Raw genomic sequence first — 16,671 nt, 5'->3', positions numbered from 1 at the left:
CGATCGGATCATTCCACCGACCGATTAATGTTTAACTTTGCATCTTCAGCAATTAATATTAATAAATAGGATAAGATAAGGAATGCAGGCACCCATAAACATCGCGCTGGTAGGTAATCCGAATAGTGGTAAAAGTTCCCTTTTTAATGCGCTCACCGGCTTAAACCAGAAGGTGGGTAATTTTCCGGGTGTAACGGTAGATAAAAAAACCGGGATAGCTCAGATAGTATCCGGCGTAACCGCCAATATTATCGACCTGCCGGGAACTTACAGCCTGTACCCGAAAAGCGCCGATGAATATGTTACCTATGACGTGCTGATCAACCAGCAAAATGAAGACTCTCCCCGTCTCGTGATCATTGTAGCGGATGCCTCCAACCTAAAACGCAACTTATTATTCTGTTCCCAGATCATAGATCTCAAAATCCCGGTCATCATTGCCCTCACCATGATGGACATTGCCCGCAGGAAAGGAGTGGAGATAGACCTCGATGGATTAGAAAGAGAACTGGGCGTGCCCGTAGTATCCATCAATCCAAGAAAGAACAAAGGCGTTACGGAAATCAAGAAAGTAATAGATCTGGCGATGCGCTCCCATTACAGCACGCCACCGAGGGATTTTATTAACAACAATGCACTGGCCAAAGACGTGATTGATGAGGTACGTAAAACAGTACCGGTGAAAAGTGACTATGGCGCCTTACATATAGCCGTTAACGTAGACGACCTTCCTTTTGTAGACAAAGCACAGAAAAAGGTCATCCACAGCTCGCTGGAAAAACACCAGTTTAATAAAACAAAGATTCAGGCCGAGGAGATCATGCAGCGGTATAGCCGGATCAAACATATCATGAAAGCCACCGTAGTGGAAAACGATCCACTGCAGAAGCAATTGCGGTCTGAAAAAATAGACGACCTCCTGCTGCACCGCTTCTGGGGATACGTGATTTTACTGGTGGTGATGTTCCTCCTGTTCCAAAGCATTTTCTGGCTGGCCTCTTACCCGATGGATTGGATCGAAGGCGGCTTTGGGGCGCTGAGCGGATGGCTGAGCAGTACCCTGCCCGATAATAAAGTCACCGACTTCTTCATCAACGGAATCGTTGCCGGTATCAGCGGCTTTGCCGTGTTTATCCCCCAGATCATGATCCTGTTTGGGTTGATCACGATACTGGAAGATACCGGCTATATGGCCCGTATCAGTTTTCTGACCGACCGCCTGATGCGGCAGGTTGGATTAAACGGAAAATCTGTGATGCCCTTGATCAGCGGAGTAGCCTGCGCCGTACCTGCTATCATGGCTACCCGTACCATCGAGAATAAAAAAGAACGGCTTATCACGATCATGGTCACGCCTTTAATGAGTTGTTCTGCAAGGTTGCCTATTTATACTATGATGATTGCGCTGATCATCCCCGACAAACGGATCTTTGGCATACTCGGTTTGCAGGGACTGATCATGATGGGGCTTTACCTGTTGGGCTTCTTCATGGCTATCTTTATTGCGGCCATCATGAAACTGTTTGTGCGCATTAAGGAAAAGAGCTACTTCATCATGGAATTGCCGGTTTACCGCTCCCCGCGTTGGGCCAACGTGGGAACTACGATGGTGGAGAAAGCGAAAATATTTGTGAAAGATGCAGGTAAAGTGATTGTGGTAATATCTGTGATCCTTTGGTTCCTGGCCTCTTATGGCCCCGCCAGCAGAATGGAGCCGGTACATGCAAAATATGAACAACTCCTGGCGAAAGTGCCGGCAGAATCGCCCGAAGCTGCAGTGCTCAATAAAGAATTTCAATCTGCCAAATTATCCAACTCCTATGCGGGAGTGCTTGGTCACGCAATTGAGCCGGCCATTCGTCCGCTGGGCTTTGACTGGAAAATAGGTATTGCACTGATCACCTCTTTTGCCGCCCGTGAAGTATTTGTGGGTACTATGGCTACCCTTTATAGTGTGGGAGAAGATCCTGATAATAATAACGCCACCCTCCGGGAAAAACTGTCGTCGGCTACCTGGCCTGATGGGGCACCGGTATACACGCTGGCTTCCGGGTTGTCCTTAATGATTTTTTATGCATTCGCTATGCAGTGTATGAGTACGATGGCCATTGTAAAACGTGAAACAAAATCATGGAAATACCCGCTGATACAGCTTGTTTATATGACCGCGCTGGCCTATGTATGCAGTTTGATCATCTTTAATATCTTCAAATAATATCATGTACATTGCAGGTATAGTTAACCATAAATGCAATGTTTATGAAATGGCTTTGTTACAGCTTTTGCCTGCTTTTTGCGCTGCCTGTGATGGCGCAAACTTCTGTTGATTCAACGCAATTGATGAAGGATGTTAAAACGTTATCAGCGGATAAAATGGAAGGCCGGAAAACCGGCTCCCGCGGCAGCCGTATGGCCCAGTTCTATCTCCTCGACCGCTTCAAAAAAATAGGTTTATCCGCTTATCACGATACCTACGAATATCCTTTCTATTTCCAGGAAGGAGATAAAAAAATTATGGGTACTAACCTGTACGGCTATATCCCCGGTAAGCTGAGCACAGTGATTGTTATTTCTGCCCATTATGATCATCTTGGTATTACCGCTAAAGCCAATGGTGCAGACACTGTATATAACGGTGCAGATGACAATGCTTCCGGCATCGGTGGATTACTGGCTATGGCCACTTATTTTAAGCAGCACCCGCCCCGTTATACCCTCATTTTTGCCGCTTTTGATGGAGAAGAAGAAGGGCTGCAGGGTGCTAAAGCCTTTGTAGCACAGCCACCGGTACCGCTTACACAGATCCGGCAGAATATTAACATGGATATGATTGCCCATAACAACAAAAACGAACTGTATGTATGTGGCACATTCCAGTTTCCTGATCTGAAGAAGTATATAGATGATGTGGCTGCCCGCAGCAGCGTGAAGCTGATCGCCGGCCATGATAAACCGGAAAGCGGTACAGACGACTGGACGAAGCAGAGCGATCAGTATGAATTTTTTAAACAGAAGATCCCGTTCCTGTACTTTGGCGTGGAAGATCACCCCGATTACCATCGTCTTTCCGATGAATATTCCCGCATTAATCATTCTTTCTATTACAGGGCGGTACAGGCAGTGCTGGAAGTAGTAAAGAAGCTGGACAGCGATATGCCGGAGAACAAATACAGCGGTGCGAAAACAATGTAGAGAAGAAGGCCGGTAGCTTTTTCCGAACTACCGGCCGTAAATATTATTGCCGGATGGTTTGTATCATCCCTTTGAATTTAGTGGATTCCAGCCTGTTGGCGGGTGTTACAGCCAGCCTGTTTCCGTTTAATTTTGCAGTGCGGCCCAGTGAACCGGCATCAACACCCATATCAGTAAGTGCAGCGCGTAACAACGGATCACTAAGGGAGCCCCAGTCGAGAGAAAAGTTATCAGTTACCTTTATATCCGCCGGAAGGCCGCTGAAATAATCGCCTTCGTTAGCCGAATTTTTTGTCTGGAAGTTTACCGCATACATATCGTATTTACCAAAAGAGATGTTGATAAAACCAACCGGTTTGCCATAAGTGTTACTTCCTACCAGCTTGGTAGTCATCACCGGTTTCAGCACATTGTACAGCAGTTCGCTGGCAGATACGGTGTTACGTGTTCCGAGGAATGTGACCTTGTTTAAAGCAAGGGCGCCGCTTTTCTGGAACTTCGCTGTTTTATAAGTGGTGGCTTCGCTGTAGAAGATATCCGACCAGTTTACGCTGGGGTAATAAGGTACGGCCTTCATGTATTTGAAATAGGGGCCGTAATTATTGGTATTCACGTTATTATTGAAATACTGGGAATACATGGTGGTATTGGTTTTGGCCGCAGGTACCAGTATGTTGGCAAGATATTCTGCCGTTTCAATGAGCCCACCGCCGTTATACCGCAGATCGATGATCACCTGCTTTACGCCAGCCTTTGTATAAGCATCGAAAGTTGAGTCGATCTGCGCTTTAACATCAGATAATGCTACAAAGTTATTAAAGACAAAGTAGCCGATTTTATTGCCGTTGAAGTCATATAAATGAGAATAAAGAATAGGGTTTAACTTATAATCTACACGGCTTAAATTATACTGTTGGGTAGTGTTGTCTGGTTTGCGGAAACTCCAGGAGGTGCTGGCGCTGCCGAAGGCAGCATTCAGCATATCATTTGTTGCATCATCATTTCTGAAGCGGGTAACCTCATTTACGGCAATTAATTCCCAACCTCTTTTGATGCCGGCTTTGTCGGCCGGAGAGCCGGGATATGCGTATACCACAAATAAGGTTGAATCTGTTTGATAACCGACTTCAAATCCCATATCGCCCGCAATTCCTTGCTGCAGGGCCCTGGACGTGCCGCCATTATCTACAAAGCTGTACCTGTCGAGGTTATTGCCGGAAGCATCTTTTTTATAAGTTCTCAGTGCATTAAACAACACGATCGGGTTTGCATATTGATTGGGCTTGAACGTTGCAGAGTCGGGCAGCACATCGTTCCAGAGGTAAATATCTTTTGCGATAAAAAAGACGCTGTCGTTGACGGAGCCGGTTACGCCGTTATCTCCCCGGTTTCGTGGAGTGTTACTATCTTTTTTATTACAGGCAGACATCAAAAAAATGAGCGCTAAGCCAGTGAGCAGTGAATGGTAGAAATTATTTGGTTGCATAGATCCTTTTTTATGCTGCATAACCGCTATGAATAAACGTTAAAACGGGTTGTTATTGTATGGGGGTAAAGTTAATGCCTTCAATACCCAGTTCTTCCGGAAGCACCCCGTTATTTTTCAGTCCTACATTTACTCTATCCCGCCAGCGGATCTGTTCCACGGCGTTTAGTCCGTGGTGGGTTTCCTGGTCGAAACGGTATTGGAGGCGGTTCATTTCCCGGAAAGACTGAAGGTACTGATATTGTATGATACTATCGTAGTCATCGCGGTTTAACGCGGTTTGCCGGAGCTTCTGCTTAAACCGTTCCACTACCAGGCGGGTAATATCGAAATGAAGCTGTTCATGTGCCAGGGCATAGCTGTTTCTTGCTTCCGGTCTTACCCAGGATGCACTTTTTATAAAGAACACCTGCAGCCGTAATGTGATCCGGAGGGTATCGTTTACCAGGTTACTATTGCCTTCATAGGCGAAGCTGGTGTAGGAAACTGCAGCGCTGGGACCATTGGGCGATGGTTTTGCCAGAAAATCCTCCCATTGCAGTTTTCTTTCGAAGTCATAGTAAATAGTATCGGATCCGGGTGGCGCCGGGGCTTGTTTTTCTTCAAAATTCAGCTGAATGACGGTAAAATGCCGGGTCTCCGGGCACGGTTTTTTATGCCCGTGGGACAATAACAGAAAGCTCAGTATGGTAGCAGCAGACAGCATTATCGGTTAGAAGTTAATAAAATTAAGGGAATGCCCGGCTATCTGTTTCATGCCGGGAAAATTTGGCGATTCTATAACATTTGAATACCGGTGTTTTAACAATCTATTCCTGCTGAAACGGTGTTTTTTCCGTAATTTACTACCGACCAAAACAATCGCACTATGTACGGCGGTGGATATATTTTCGATGAACCCAACAGAAATCAGTTGCGGGAAGAACAACAGCATGATGAGCCGGAAAAGCTCGCTGCTTTTGAGGAACGTATTGCCAAAGGGGAAAAGATAGAACCCGGCGACTGGATGCCGGTAGAATACCGGCGGCAGTTAATACGCCTTATTGAACAACATGCTCACTCAGAAATTATCGGCGCATTACCGGAAGGCACCTGGATTACGAGGGCGCCGGGCTTTAAGCGCAAGCTGGCCCTGATCGCCAAAGTACAGGATGAAATAGGCCACGGGCAATTACTCTACAATGCGGCCGAAACACTTGGCAAATCGAGGGAGGCCATGATCAACGACCTGCTCAGCGGCAAATCCAAATACTCCAACGTATTTAATTATCCCGCTGAAACCTGGGCAGATGTGGCTGTAATCGGATTCCTGATTGATGCCGCAGCAATTGTAAACCAGGTTGCCAATGCCAAAGGATCCTACGGTCCTTACTGCAGGGCGCTGGAACGTATTTGTTACGAAGAAAGTTTCCATCTCAAACAGGGCCATGATGCTTTTATTGAACTGGCAACGGGTACACCGGCGCAGAAGGAAATGCTACAGGATGCTCTTAACCGTTGGTGGCAGCCGATCATGCATTTCTTTGGTCCCCCGGATAAAAGTTCCAGTCACAGCGAAAAACTGATGCAGTGGAAAGTGAAAATGGCGAGTAATGATGATATGCGGAATCAATTCCTGGAATCCTATGTGCCCAAGATCTGGGAACTGGGGCTTACCCTGCCGGATCCGGCGCTGCGCAAGAATGCGGAAACCGGCCGTTGGGAATATACAGATCCCGACTGGGATGAGTTTTTCAGGGTGATCAACGGCGGTGGTCCCTGTAATATGGAACGTTTGCAGGTGCGCAAGTGGGCGGAAGAAAAAGGGCGCTGGGTACGTAAAGCGCTCATGAAACCAACAGAAAAACGGGTATTGCCCGTGGCATAGGATGCGCCGGTTTACCGGCGGTATTGTGTGCGTCAAAACTTTATCATTAAAACTATTCAAATATTCATGTCTAACGATTCTTTAGATCCCCGTGTAAACAGGCTGAAACTGGGCCCGGCCGGGGAAGTAGTGAAAGTAGAGGAGGGCGAGAACTGGAATATATATGAGGTGTTTCACCAGGAGAAAAGAGGCGCTCACCATGAGCATGTGGGTTGCGTGCATGCTCCGGACCCTCAGCTGGCGCTGGTATTTGCGAAGGAGCAATTTGCCCGGCGGAAAAAATGCGTAAACCTGTGGGTAGTGAAAAGCGCAGACATCCTGGCTTTTGATGTGGAAGATGAAGATATGTTTGCCAACAACATGGAGAAAACTTACCGGGATGCCAGTGGCTTTAAAGTGATGGAGAAGATCAATAAATTCAAACAATCCAAATGATGAACAACGCAGCACTAACAGATCTGATTATAAAAATGGCAGACGATGAGCTGATTCAGGGGCATCGTAATTCTGAGTGGACCGGGTTGGGGCCTGTGATGGAAGAAGACATCGCTTTTTCTTCTATGGCACAGGACAAAATAGGCCATGCGTGGGCGTTGTATCGCATCCTTCATGAAGATCTCGGAGGAAAACATCCGGATACATTTGCCTTTCTGCGGCCGGAGAAAGAATTCAAATCATCACACCTGGTAGAAATGCCTAATGGCGAATATGATTTCAGCCTGATGCGGCATTTTTTATTCGATCTGGCGGAGGCCATCAGGTATGAAAGTTTACAGGACAGCAGCTATGAGCCTTTCCGGCTGCTGAGTAAAAAAGTAAAGGGGGAGTTGAAATATCATACGCTGCATGCGAATGCCTGGATCATGCAACTGAGCAGGGCCGGAGAAGAGAGCTACGACCGGATGCAGCAGGCGCTGAACCAGACCATTGCACTGGCAGCAGGAATTTTTGAACCATCACAGCACTATGAAGAAGCGTTGATTGATGATAAAGTGTATCCTGGTGAAAAGGAGTTGTATCATCGCTGGCTGGATCGTATTTACCCGGTGTTGGTGAAGGCTTCCCTGAACCTGCCGGAGATGAGTGCTATTGTGCCGGTGTATGGTGGTCGTCATGGACTTCATACTCCGCACCTGCAGCCGTTGCTGAAAGAAATGAGTGAAGTGTTTAACCTGGATGCGGAGGCCAGCTGGTAAATGATGTCTTCCCAAACAATTACGATAGCCGCAGTATATGCATCACTGGAACATGTGATGGACCCGGAAATCCCGGTATTGAGCGTGGTGGACCTGGGCATGATCACGGGGGTGGAACTGGGTGAAGCGGCGGTGCATATTAAAATGATCCCCACCTTTGCGGCATGCCCGGCAGTGAGTTATATCCGGCATAATATTAAAACGGTGCTGGAAAGTGAACTTGGTATAGCCGTTAGCGTTGAAGTAGACAAACAGGAACACTGGCATAGTAACCGGATGACGCCGGCGGCCAAGGAAAAGCTGAAAGCCTTTGGGATAGCCCCTCCTAAGGTATTGTCCGGCGAGGTAAGTACAGAAATTATGATGGAGGTTCCCTGCCCGCATTGTGGCAGCGAACAAACTTATTTACGTTCTCCTTTTGGCTCTACGTTGTGCCGTGCTATTCATTTTTGCAAGGCCTGCGGTCAGGTGTTTGAGCAATTCAAACCACTGGAATAAGCCTTATTTCCATGTTCCCGCTATAAATACCTATTTTTACACGCATTATGAAGTAGCCATTGGCAATTTATACGATGAAAACATGAGAATAGGCTTGTATTTTGGGTCTTTTAATCCTATACACACGGGGCATTTGATCATTGCCAATTACGTAGCGTACAATACTGATCTTGATAAAGTATGGCTGGTGGTTTCGCCGCATAACCCGCTGAAACCACAGTCGGCCTTACTGAATGAGCACGACCGATTTCACCTGGTGGAGCTGGCCATCAAGGACGAGGTGCGGCTGCGCGCCAGTAACATTGAGTTTTCGTTACCCCGGCCTTCCTATACAGTGGACACGCTCACTTATTTACAGGAGAAATTTCCTACGCAGGAATTTGCCATTATTATGGGAAGCGACAGCTTTCAGAATTTACCGCGCTGGAAAAACTATGAGCAGATTGTGAAAAACTATCCGATCTATGTTTACCGCCGGCCGGGACACGAAATAACAGACACCTTTGGCGCCCAGATTGAAATACTGGATGCGCCTATGCTGGACATCTCTGCTACTGATATCCGCAAATGGCTGAAAGAAGGCAAATCTGTACGTTTTATGGTACCTGATAATGTGATTAATTATATCTCTGAAAATAATTATTACCGCTGATCACCTTGTTCCGGGCGTGTCACGGATATCTGTATCAGGGGAGGATTTTTTCTGGGCGATATCCCTTCTTTTTATCACAAATTCATTCCCATAGATATCCAGCAAAAGGATAAACATGGAGATGAGTAACGGGCCGAAAATAAGACCGATGAAGCCAAAGAGACTAACGCCAATGATTACACCGAATATAGTGATGAGAGGATGTACGTCTGCAATTCGTTTAGCCAGCAGCATCCGCGCGATGTTATCGGAGGTGCCTACAACACCGAATCCATACGCCAGTACAGCAATGCCCTGCCAGGTACTGCCGGAAGCCAGTAAATAAACACCCAGGGGCACATATACCGCGGCGGCGCCTATTACCGGCAGCATTGCTGTGAAACAGGTAATTACAAACCAGAAGAATGGCTGGGGGATTCCAAAAATTAAATAGCCGATCAAAGAAATAATACCCTGTACCACCGCAATGAGGGGGATACCTACGGCGTTGGCAATTACCAAAGTGTTGAACTCTTTACCCAGTCTTTCCACATTTTTATCTTTCAGGGGAATATATTCATACAGGGTTTCTTCCATTTTCCGGCCGCTTACCAGCATAAAATACAGCATAAAGTACATGAGGGCAATAGTGGTAAGCGTATTAAAGGTGGCGCCCAGGAATCCAGGCAGAAAACCAGTGATACCTTCCTGTATTTTTTGCAGCCTTTCTGCAGTGAGCAGGCCAAATCCCAGGCTGTTTTCCAGCCGGGCATTGGTTTGTTTCAGGCTGTTGATGAGCTCTGTAGAGTGGTTTGCGGCATATGCAGCTTTAGCCCCTAGCATGTTTATCAGCATGCCTATTGGCAGCAGGATTACGAGAAAGGACAGCACCATCAGCAAGGCAGCAGCGAGGCTCTTCCTCCACTTGCGTTGTTCTACAAGTTTGAACATCCATTTCCGGCAGATCACATACAGGGTAACGGCCCCGAGAAAGCCGGGAAAAAAGGTAAACATCTCCATAAACAGGAGCACAGCAAGAAAAAGGATCAGGAGTAAAAAGCCAATTTGTTTAAGGCGGTCGTTGTCAAGATAGCTCATAGTACATAATATCGTGTAATTATCTGGAATGTCAAAAAGCAGACCGACAGCCTGTGATACTTTTATAAAGCCTAAACAAAATTGCCGAGAGCTTGTTCTTATTTGGCGGAGGTTTAACACAGCTTTTTATTCAATTGTTATTTATGGAATAATGTTTGTTGCACCTCTGTTACCAAAAAAGAAAACCTAATTTATAACATCTTAAAAACCTTTAGTTATGAGTACAAGTTCCAAAGCCGTGGTTTCATTTATTGTAGGTGCAGCCGTGGGCGTTGCAGTAGGGTATTTCCTCAATTCAGATAAAAAAGATGAACTGGTAGAAAAATTAAGAGATCAGTCTGAAAAGCTGAAAGAAAAATGGAGAAAGAAAAAAGATCAATTCCAGGATGAGTTAGAAAATGAGTTGGCATAACCCCATTTGAATAAATTGATTTGCATGGAAGATAATTTCAGCAACTATTTTACCCAAACGGGTAAAGTAGCCAGGGAATACCTGGAAACCAGACTGGACCTGATTAAGCTCCAGGCAGCAGGAAAGCTGTCAAAAGCGTTGGGATTGTTTTTCTCGCTTTTGATGGCTTTCCTGCTGTTCTTTTTTGTGATTGTGTTCCTGGGCATGGTAGTAGGCTTCTGGATCGGTGAAATGACCAATAGTTTTACAATTGGTTTCAGCTGTGCCGCGGGATTATTTATTTTGTTATTTCTTGTTATTTTGTTGTTCCGTAAACAGCTGATACAGCGGCCGCTGGCTAAATTGCTGATTACTGAGCTGGTAGATGAAATCACTGAGCAGGATGAGCATTCCAATCATATTCATAATCAGCGGGCGAAGGAATATCCTGAGCAACCTGTGGATCCCGGGTATGTTCCGGATGAAGAAGCCACTGAAAACACCATGAAAGGATAAACAATGATAAATGTTTACACATGAGTAAGAAAATAAACAGCTTCGAATCACTGGAGCTGGAAATTGAACGGTTAAAAATGAAGTCCAGGCGGCTGGAAAATGAGATGGGTAACAGGGTAGATTATTTCAGGGACAACTATAAAAAGATGGCCCTGAATGCTGTTATCCCCGGTAGCGCAAAACATAGCGGTGCCCTGAACGTAGCCATGAACGTGGCTAAGATTGCCTGGGGAAGTGGTAAATTTAAGAATTTTGCTACCGGGGCATTAATGACAGCACTTGAGTTTATAGGAGTTCAGTTAGGCATCAACCTGTTTAACAAGGTGACGAAGGGTCGTCGAAAAAAGAAAGAGCCAGTGGCTGAATAAAGGAAATAGATTTTGGTAAAAATCCCATCACTATTACATCTGCATTGTCTGCATCGGGTCCTTTGATATATCCTCCTGCGCCGTTATCCAGCATAAATGATATGCGCAGGGAAACGGTAACAGTTTTACCGGAAGGATCCGCGGCAAAAGTGGGAAGCAATCCTGTAACGCGTTTTACCTCATCACCCAATGCTTTATCCGGTGTTTGCAGCACCTCTATATCATTGATAGTTCCGTTGGGTTGAATTTTATATTGTAGCATAACTACACCAGCCGCTTTGTTTTGCTGGCTTGCCCTTGGATAGCGGACGTTTTTTGCAAACGTTTTGCGGTATGCACTTTCCCCGCCGGGAAAACGATTCAAAAAGGTAGAGTCGGTAGTAATCCCCTTAACTGCACCATTGCTTTCAGCCAATGCCAGGTCCAGCAGCTGTTGCGGGCAGCTTTTCACAGGAAAAGCTCCTATACCGCCTTCCTTTGGAAAACAATAGAAGAAATAAGTATCAAACGGATTTCCCGATGTTTCCTTCATTGACCACCTTTCAGCTGTCAGTTTGAACTCAATATCTGTGATTTCCCCGTTCTCATTACGTTTGAGGGTTGGGATGTGCAGCGTTATTCCTTTTTTCAGCAGCACTTTCTTCATCACTGCAAAATCTTCATCGGTAGTTAGGCGCGTAACAACTCCATAAAGTTGATCTTTTTCTGTGGCCAGGTATTTACTACCTGCATCATTTTTCGCGGACGAAGGGGCGGTAGCCGCCAGAAGGCCGGCTGCCAGCGCCAATACCGGCAGCAACAGCAGGTACCGCCAGGTGCGTAACCGGGGTGATTGTGTTTTGTTCATCATGAGTATTCTGTTTTTAATGAATGACTTACTAAAATGATTCACGATTGTTACCCGGCTTCCGGCCAGGCCAATCTTCAGTAAACTGTACTGGTAGGCATCCGGCGCATCTGTAGTTTGGATAACGGCTTCATCTGCCAGGAATTCCAGGTTCAGCTGCAGGGCCCTTTTGCAACGCCATGCAAAGGGATTGATCCAGCAAATGCAGCAGTAAAAGGCAGACAGCAGCATATCGGCAGAGTGGTATTGCTGTACATGCGCTTCTTCATGTTTGAGAACATGTTGCAGTTCCGTGTGTGCGTGGGCGTTAGGATCGAAGAAGATGGTTCTCAGGAAAGAGAAGGGCGCCGTTATTCCGGGGAGTTGCACATAGCGTATGTTGTTGCGAGTATACACATTGCCTGCCCGCACCAGTTGCCTGATTTTTAAGAGCTGCAGCATATGCAGCAACAGTAGCAGGACGACTACCGCTGTGTATACGGTAACCAGTATGGTGGCGGCATGTTGTGTCAATGGATCCCACCAGTGGCTTACTATTGCCGTGGTGGTTGTTTGCGTAGATGCGTGCGCGTTATCGCTGAAGTAAACGTTTACCGGGGAGGCGCTTTCTGTTGGCTTTTGCGTCCAGCGTAGTGCCGGAAGCGGAAGCAGTGGTAATGCTGCAGAGAAGATGAAAGCACTCAGCAGAACTATCCTGTTATACCTGTAAAATGTTTCTTTTTTAAAACAGCTGATATACAGGAGATAAAAAAGCGTCATCGCGCAGGATGCTTGCAGAATGTATATAAACAGGGTAGGCATACGTTATTTTTTATCTTTTTCAATCATCTTCACCAGTGTCTTCATTTCTTCCGCACTTATTTTTTCTTCCTTGGCGAAATAGGCCAGCATGTTGAGATAGGAGTTATCAAAGAAAGTATTGAGTACTTTTTTCATAAAAGTATCTTTATAACTTTCCTTTGCAATGGTGGGATAATACTCGAAGGAGCCACCATATTCATGATGGGCGAGATATCCTTTTTCTTCTAGTCGCTTCATGAGCGTGGCGATGGTGTTGTAATGAGGTTTCGGGTCGGGGAGTTGCTCGATAGCATCCTTTACGAATGCTTTTTCGAGATCCCACATTACCTGCATTAACTCTTCTTCTTTACGGGATAGCTTTTTCATAACACGAATCTATAACTATTTTAGTAGTTTAAAAACTATTTTTGTAGTATTAAACTATAAATGTAGTTAATAGATTGAATGTCAATAAGAAAAAAATCAGCGGGAGGGAATTATCCCCAGACTTTAGTGCCTTCGCTGCAATTGGCGCAGATATCTATGTTTTTGCGGGTTTCGAGGATTTCACTACGGAAACGGATATACTCTTTATTATGCCATAGTGCCTTAAAGGATTCTTTCTTCAGATCGCCCAGCCGGTGCTGTGCGTCTTTGTCGAAGCAGCAGGGCACCACAAGGCCATCCCAGGTAACCACCGGGGAGTGCCACAGGCGCCAGCAATGGTTGCTCAGCTTGTTTTTTATGGCGTAGGTACCGTCTTCATTGCGGTGGTAGCGCGAGTATTTATCAATGGTAGGGATTAAGCGGTTGCCTTCTTCATAATCATATACCTGGGCTGTTTTAAACCGCACCTGGTCTACGCCTATTTCCTTAGCCAGCCGTTTAATATCTTCTATCTGGTGTTCATTGGGTTTTACTACGAGGAACTGAAAGAAAACAAAGGGTTTAGATGAATTCAGCTCTTTTTTCCATTTTACGATGTTTTTTGCACCTTGTATCACTTTATCAAGATGACCACCTACACGATACTGCGTATATACGTCCTGGGTAGTACCGTCGATAGAGATAATGAGCCTGTCCAACCCACTTTCCACCGTTTTCTTTGCATTGGCGTCTGTAAGGTAGTGAGCGTTGGTAGAGGTAGCGGTATATATTCCTTTGTCTGCTGCGTATTTCACCATGTCCAGGAAACCGGTATTGAGATAAGGTTCTCCCTGGAAGTAAAAGATCAGGTATAGCAGTTCTTTGGAAATTTCATCGATCGTTTTCCTGAAAAAATCCTGTTCCAGCATGCCGGTAGGGCGGGTAAACGCCCGGAGTCCACTGGGACATTCGGGGCAACGGAGATTGCAGGAGGTGGTGGGTTCAAAAGATATAGAAATAGGATAACCCCACTGAACCGGCTTACCGGTCCACTTGCTCATAAAATAGCTTCCAAGTACTTTGCCGGCATTCAAACCGCGGCGCAACGTGAACTTGGAAAACAAATTAAGGGTATCCTTCAGGTTAAAATCGGGCATAAAAAATCACTTGACCATTGTAAAAGTAGCTCCTTTAAACAAATTATAACCTATACTTGCTGTAAAAAATAGGACTGCCGGCAATTTTACAGCATCCTTACCCAATTACCCTGCAACTAACAGAAGCAAAAGTGAAAAGCATCCGGATCCGATTATTATTAATATTACTGGTAGTATTAGCCGCAGTGGCTTATTTATGGTGGCGCGAGCGGGAAAAGCAAGTGAAATTTGTGCGGTACGAAGAATTTGGAATTGACATGCCGGTGAATTATAAGATACACGGTATAGATGTTTCTAAATTCCAGAAAGACATCAACTGGGCAGCAGTAAAGCAAATGCAGGTGGATAAAATTCGTATATCCTTTGCGTTTATAAAAGCAACAGAGGGTATTACACGGCAGGACGCCGCCTTCAAACAAAACTGGGACAGGGCCGGAAAGGCTGGCTTAATCCGGGGCGCTTACCATTTCTTCTATGCCACCCGGGATCCGCTGAAACAGGCCATTAACTTTCACAATGTGGCCGACCTGCAAACCGGCGACCTTCCGCCGGTGCTGGATATAGAAACCAGTAATAACCAGCCTGCGGCGGTAATCCGCAGCACCGCAAAGATCTGGCTGGAAGAAATGGAGAAAGTATACAAAGTAAAACCCATCATCTACACCAATATTCATTTTTACGAAACGTATCTTGGCAGCGAATTTGACCGTTATCCTTTATGGATTGCACATTACTATCAGAAAGAGCGGCCGCGTTCCGACAGGGCCTGGTTGTTCTGGCAGCACAGCGATATCGGCCGGGTAAATGGTATCCGGACCACCGTGGATTTTAATGTATTTAAGGGCGACAGTACAGACCTTGCCAAACTGTGCATACCTTAGTATTGCTGATATAAAAGATTATGGAAGAAGAACAGGAAAAACCGGCGCCGGATCCCAATAAGATGGATTATGAATTGTTTCATTTCCTCATAAAAATTATGCGGACCATCTTTATTGGCTTTTTCTGGTTAATGATCAATGTATTCCTGGGGTTGTACCTGGGATTTGCCGTGCCGGAGGAGTCTACCCCCGGCAGGATGATCTTTTTCTATAGCTGGTTTGGGATTTCTATGGCAGCGTATCTTTATTTTGTATGGCGCATGTGGCGCAAAAAGATGAGCGCTCCCTGATTAGTTAGCAATGGATCTTCTGCCCAATTCCATTGTCCAGTCGTTGTTATAGCGGCCGATGCCAATCTCTGTAAATTTAGCATCCATCATATTATGACAATGTTTCGGGCTGTTTAGCCAGCCGAGTATCACGGCCTGTTCATCGAGGCTGCCGGTGGCAATATTTTCCCCGTAGTAGTTCCATTTGTACCCGGCGGCATCCAGACGGGCGCCAGGCGTAGAGCCATTGAGCCCGGTATGATCGAAATATTTATTCAGTACCATGTCTTTGCTGTGATCATAGGCTGCTCTTTCCAGCAGGCCGTTCCAGGTAACAGGGCTCACGGCGGGCATCTGTTCTGTACCGCAGTTACAGCCGCGGCTGCGTAATCCGTTTACCAGCAGTAATAAGGCGTTGCGGTCCACTTTATTTTCGGGCACCACCGACGTATCTGCAGGAGGTGTTTTTCCCGGCTCATCCAGGGCCAGATCTGTCTTTTTAGTACAACTGCAATAAATAATAACAGCCATCAGTGCGGTGGCAATACGCATAATTTTCCCGGGCATAACCAGTAATAAGTTATAGTAAATAGATACCGGGTTCTAAACAGGACTTGGATTAAAACTAAAAATCGGCTTTAGGAGGAACTTGATTAAAACTACTCGTGGTTGATCAGAGGTTACGGGTTAAAACTCGTTTGAGGCATCGAAGATATGAGATAATGATCATAGTTTTTGTAAATCTAATGTTAATCATAACTGCAATATTTCCGCACCCGTTATGTTGTTATTCTTTCTCACTGTGCATCAGGGTTTTGTGGAACTGATGCCCCGGACACAGTTCGCTAAGTGCCCAAAACGGCCTGTTTTGCAGGTGGAATAGTGTTTGTGATCCTTCTGTGTATCTCCATATTTTCATCTTCAAAAAAGAACGTATGAAAAAGAAGGAAACAGATCATACCGGTGAATATCATGACAGGAAGAAAAAACCGGTAGATATACTGGATCAGGATAAAGGCACTACTACCCGTAATCCCTTACATGGCGATTTGTCTGATAAACCTGAGAAGGAGAACAAAGCCGTAAGGGATAGTGAAGCCGGTAAAAAATCAAAGCATTGAGCTTTTT

20 protein-coding genes are annotated in these 16,671 nt (G+C 45.7%); 13 read left to right on the top strand and 7 right to left on the bottom strand.

Annotated features, from left to right (window positions below; translation table 11 throughout):
* Positions 1 to 82 precede the first annotated feature (82 nt).
* Together feoB and B5Z18_RS20980 are read left to right on the top strand one after the other, a co-directional pair.
* Positions 83 to 2,215 (top strand): ferrous iron transport protein B, encoded by a 2,133-nt coding sequence (gene feoB, locus B5Z18_RS20985; RefSeq protein WP_079471460.1) that lies wholly within the window; start codon positions 83 to 85, stop codon positions 2,213 to 2,215.
* Between the two features lie 44 nt (positions 2,216 to 2,259).
* Positions 2,260 to 3,192, top strand: coding sequence for a M28 family peptidase (locus tag B5Z18_RS20980; protein ID WP_079471779.1), 933 nt, complete (start codon positions 2,260 to 2,262; stop codon positions 3,190 to 3,192).
* Positions 3,193 to 3,235: 43 nt separating this feature from the next.
* Here the strand turns inward: B5Z18_RS20980 and B5Z18_RS20975 are convergent, their stop codons facing one another.
* Positions 3,236 to 4,678: a S41 family peptidase gene (locus B5Z18_RS20975; RefSeq protein WP_159454378.1), complete on the bottom strand. Its 1,443-nt coding sequence runs from the start codon at positions 4,676 to 4,678 to the stop codon at positions 3,236 to 3,238.
* Positions 4,679 to 4,730: 52 nt separating this feature from the next.
* Positions 4,731 to 5,384 (bottom strand): hypothetical protein, encoded by a 654-nt coding sequence (locus tag B5Z18_RS20970; RefSeq protein WP_079471458.1) that lies wholly within the window; start codon positions 5,382 to 5,384, stop codon positions 4,731 to 4,733.
* A 162-nt stretch (positions 5,385 to 5,546) separates the two neighbouring features.
* Here B5Z18_RS20970 and paaA point away from each other — a divergent pair, with 162 nt between their 5' ends.
* The 5 genes from paaA (at position 5,547) to nadD (ending at position 8,891) form a co-directional block, all read left to right on the top strand.
* On the top strand, positions 5,547 to 6,545 hold the full coding sequence (paaA, locus tag B5Z18_RS20965; RefSeq protein ID WP_079471457.1) for a 1,2-phenylacetyl-CoA epoxidase subunit PaaA: 999 nt from the start codon (positions 5,547 to 5,549) through the stop codon (positions 6,543 to 6,545).
* A 66-nt stretch (positions 6,546 to 6,611) separates the two neighbouring features.
* Positions 6,612 to 6,980: a 1,2-phenylacetyl-CoA epoxidase subunit B gene (locus B5Z18_RS20960; protein ID WP_079471456.1), complete on the top strand. Its 369-nt coding sequence runs from the start codon at positions 6,612 to 6,614 to the stop codon at positions 6,978 to 6,980.
* Positions 6,977 to 7,741 (top strand): 1,2-phenylacetyl-CoA epoxidase subunit PaaC, encoded by a 765-nt coding sequence (paaC, locus tag B5Z18_RS20955; RefSeq protein WP_200817309.1) that lies wholly within the window; start codon positions 6,977 to 6,979, stop codon positions 7,739 to 7,741. Before B5Z18_RS20960 ends, paaC begins: the two co-directional genes overlap by 4 nt.
* Positions 7,742 to 7,744: 3 nt before the next feature.
* Positions 7,745 to 8,239 (top strand): 1,2-phenylacetyl-CoA epoxidase subunit PaaD, encoded by a 495-nt coding sequence (gene paaD, locus B5Z18_RS20950; RefSeq protein WP_159454377.1) that lies wholly within the window; start codon positions 7,745 to 7,747, stop codon positions 8,237 to 8,239.
* Positions 8,214 to 8,891 (top strand): nicotinate (nicotinamide) nucleotide adenylyltransferase, encoded by a 678-nt coding sequence (nadD, locus tag B5Z18_RS20945; RefSeq protein WP_227024452.1) that lies wholly within the window; start codon positions 8,214 to 8,216, stop codon positions 8,889 to 8,891. Before paaD ends, nadD begins: the two co-directional genes overlap by 26 nt.
* Here the strand turns inward: nadD and B5Z18_RS20940 are convergent, their stop codons facing one another.
* Positions 8,892 to 9,968 carry an AI-2E family transporter gene (locus B5Z18_RS20940; protein WP_079471453.1) on the bottom strand — a complete coding sequence of 359 codons (1,077 nt, stop codon included), beginning with the start codon at positions 9,966 to 9,968 and terminating at the stop codon, positions 8,892 to 8,894. It abuts the gene before it with no gap.
* A gap of 217 nt (positions 9,969 to 10,185) precedes the next feature.
* Here B5Z18_RS20940 and B5Z18_RS20935 point away from each other — a divergent pair, with 217 nt between their 5' ends.
* Genes B5Z18_RS20935 through B5Z18_RS20925 form a run of 3 tightly spaced genes read left to right on the top strand, consistent with a single transcriptional unit; the run spans position 10,186 to position 11,243 of the window.
* The gene (locus tag B5Z18_RS20935; protein WP_079471452.1) at positions 10,186 to 10,380 is read left to right on the top strand and encodes a YtxH domain-containing protein; all 195 of its coding nucleotides are present in this window, start codon (positions 10,186 to 10,188) and stop codon (positions 10,378 to 10,380) included.
* Positions 10,381 to 10,404: 24 nt separating this feature from the next.
* Positions 10,405 to 10,875, top strand: coding sequence for a hypothetical protein (locus B5Z18_RS20930; RefSeq protein ID WP_079471451.1), 471 nt, complete (start codon positions 10,405 to 10,407; stop codon positions 10,873 to 10,875).
* Positions 10,876 to 10,895: 20 nt separating this feature from the next.
* Positions 10,896 to 11,243 (top strand): hypothetical protein, encoded by a 348-nt coding sequence (locus B5Z18_RS20925; protein ID WP_079471450.1) that lies wholly within the window; start codon positions 10,896 to 10,898, stop codon positions 11,241 to 11,243.
* Here B5Z18_RS20925 and B5Z18_RS20920 read toward each other — a convergent pair.
* The 3 genes from B5Z18_RS20920 to B5Z18_RS20910 all read right to left on the bottom strand — a co-directional run bounded on the left by B5Z18_RS20920 (position 11,191) and on the right by B5Z18_RS20910 (position 14,393).
* Positions 11,191 to 12,891 carry a M56 family metallopeptidase gene (locus tag B5Z18_RS20920; RefSeq protein ID WP_079471449.1) on the bottom strand — a complete coding sequence of 567 codons (1,701 nt, stop codon included), beginning with the start codon at positions 12,889 to 12,891 and terminating at the stop codon, positions 11,191 to 11,193. The genes B5Z18_RS20925 and B5Z18_RS20920 overlap by 53 nt on opposite strands.
* A gap of 3 nt (positions 12,892 to 12,894) precedes the next feature.
* The gene (locus B5Z18_RS20915) at positions 12,895 to 13,257 is read right to left on the bottom strand and encodes a BlaI/MecI/CopY family transcriptional regulator (RefSeq protein ID WP_079471448.1); all 363 of its coding nucleotides are present in this window, start codon (positions 13,255 to 13,257) and stop codon (positions 12,895 to 12,897) included.
* A gap of 110 nt (positions 13,258 to 13,367) precedes the next feature.
* A complete protein-coding gene (locus B5Z18_RS20910; RefSeq protein WP_079471447.1) occupies positions 13,368 to 14,393 on the bottom strand; it encodes an SPASM domain-containing protein in 1,026 nt (341 codons plus the stop codon).
* Positions 14,394 to 14,524: 131 nt separating this feature from the next.
* On the opposite strand from B5Z18_RS20910, the gene B5Z18_RS20905 reads away from it, so the two are divergent.
* Together B5Z18_RS20905 and B5Z18_RS20900 are read left to right on the top strand one after the other, a co-directional pair.
* The gene (locus B5Z18_RS20905; protein WP_235015973.1) at positions 14,525 to 15,274 is read left to right on the top strand and encodes a glycoside hydrolase family 25 protein; all 750 of its coding nucleotides are present in this window, start codon (positions 14,525 to 14,527) and stop codon (positions 15,272 to 15,274) included.
* A gap of 20 nt (positions 15,275 to 15,294) precedes the next feature.
* A complete protein-coding gene (locus tag B5Z18_RS20900) occupies positions 15,295 to 15,564 on the top strand; it encodes a hypothetical protein (protein WP_079471445.1) in 270 nt (89 codons plus the stop codon).
* Here B5Z18_RS20900 and B5Z18_RS20895 read toward each other — a convergent pair whose 3' ends face one another.
* Positions 15,565 to 16,110, bottom strand: coding sequence for a CAP domain-containing protein (locus tag B5Z18_RS20895; RefSeq protein ID WP_079471444.1), 546 nt, complete (start codon positions 16,108 to 16,110; stop codon positions 15,565 to 15,567). It lies immediately after the preceding gene.
* A gap of 368 nt (positions 16,111 to 16,478) precedes the next feature.
* On the opposite strand from B5Z18_RS20895, the gene B5Z18_RS20890 reads away from it, so the two are divergent.
* Complete coding sequence (locus B5Z18_RS20890; protein WP_079471443.1) at positions 16,479 to 16,664, top strand: hypothetical protein; 186 nt, start codon at positions 16,479 to 16,481, stop codon at positions 16,662 to 16,664.
* Positions 16,665 to 16,671: the final 7 nt, after the last annotated feature.

Origin of the sequence: Chitinophaga ginsengisegetis, from assembly GCF_900168065.1 — a bacterium.
In the GTDB taxonomy this organism is placed as follows: domain Bacteria; phylum Bacteroidota; class Bacteroidia; order Chitinophagales; family Chitinophagaceae; genus Chitinophaga; species Chitinophaga ginsengisegetis.
The sequence above is the reverse complement of the archived record's forward strand: the minus strand, read 5'-3'. Positions and strand labels throughout refer to the sequence as shown.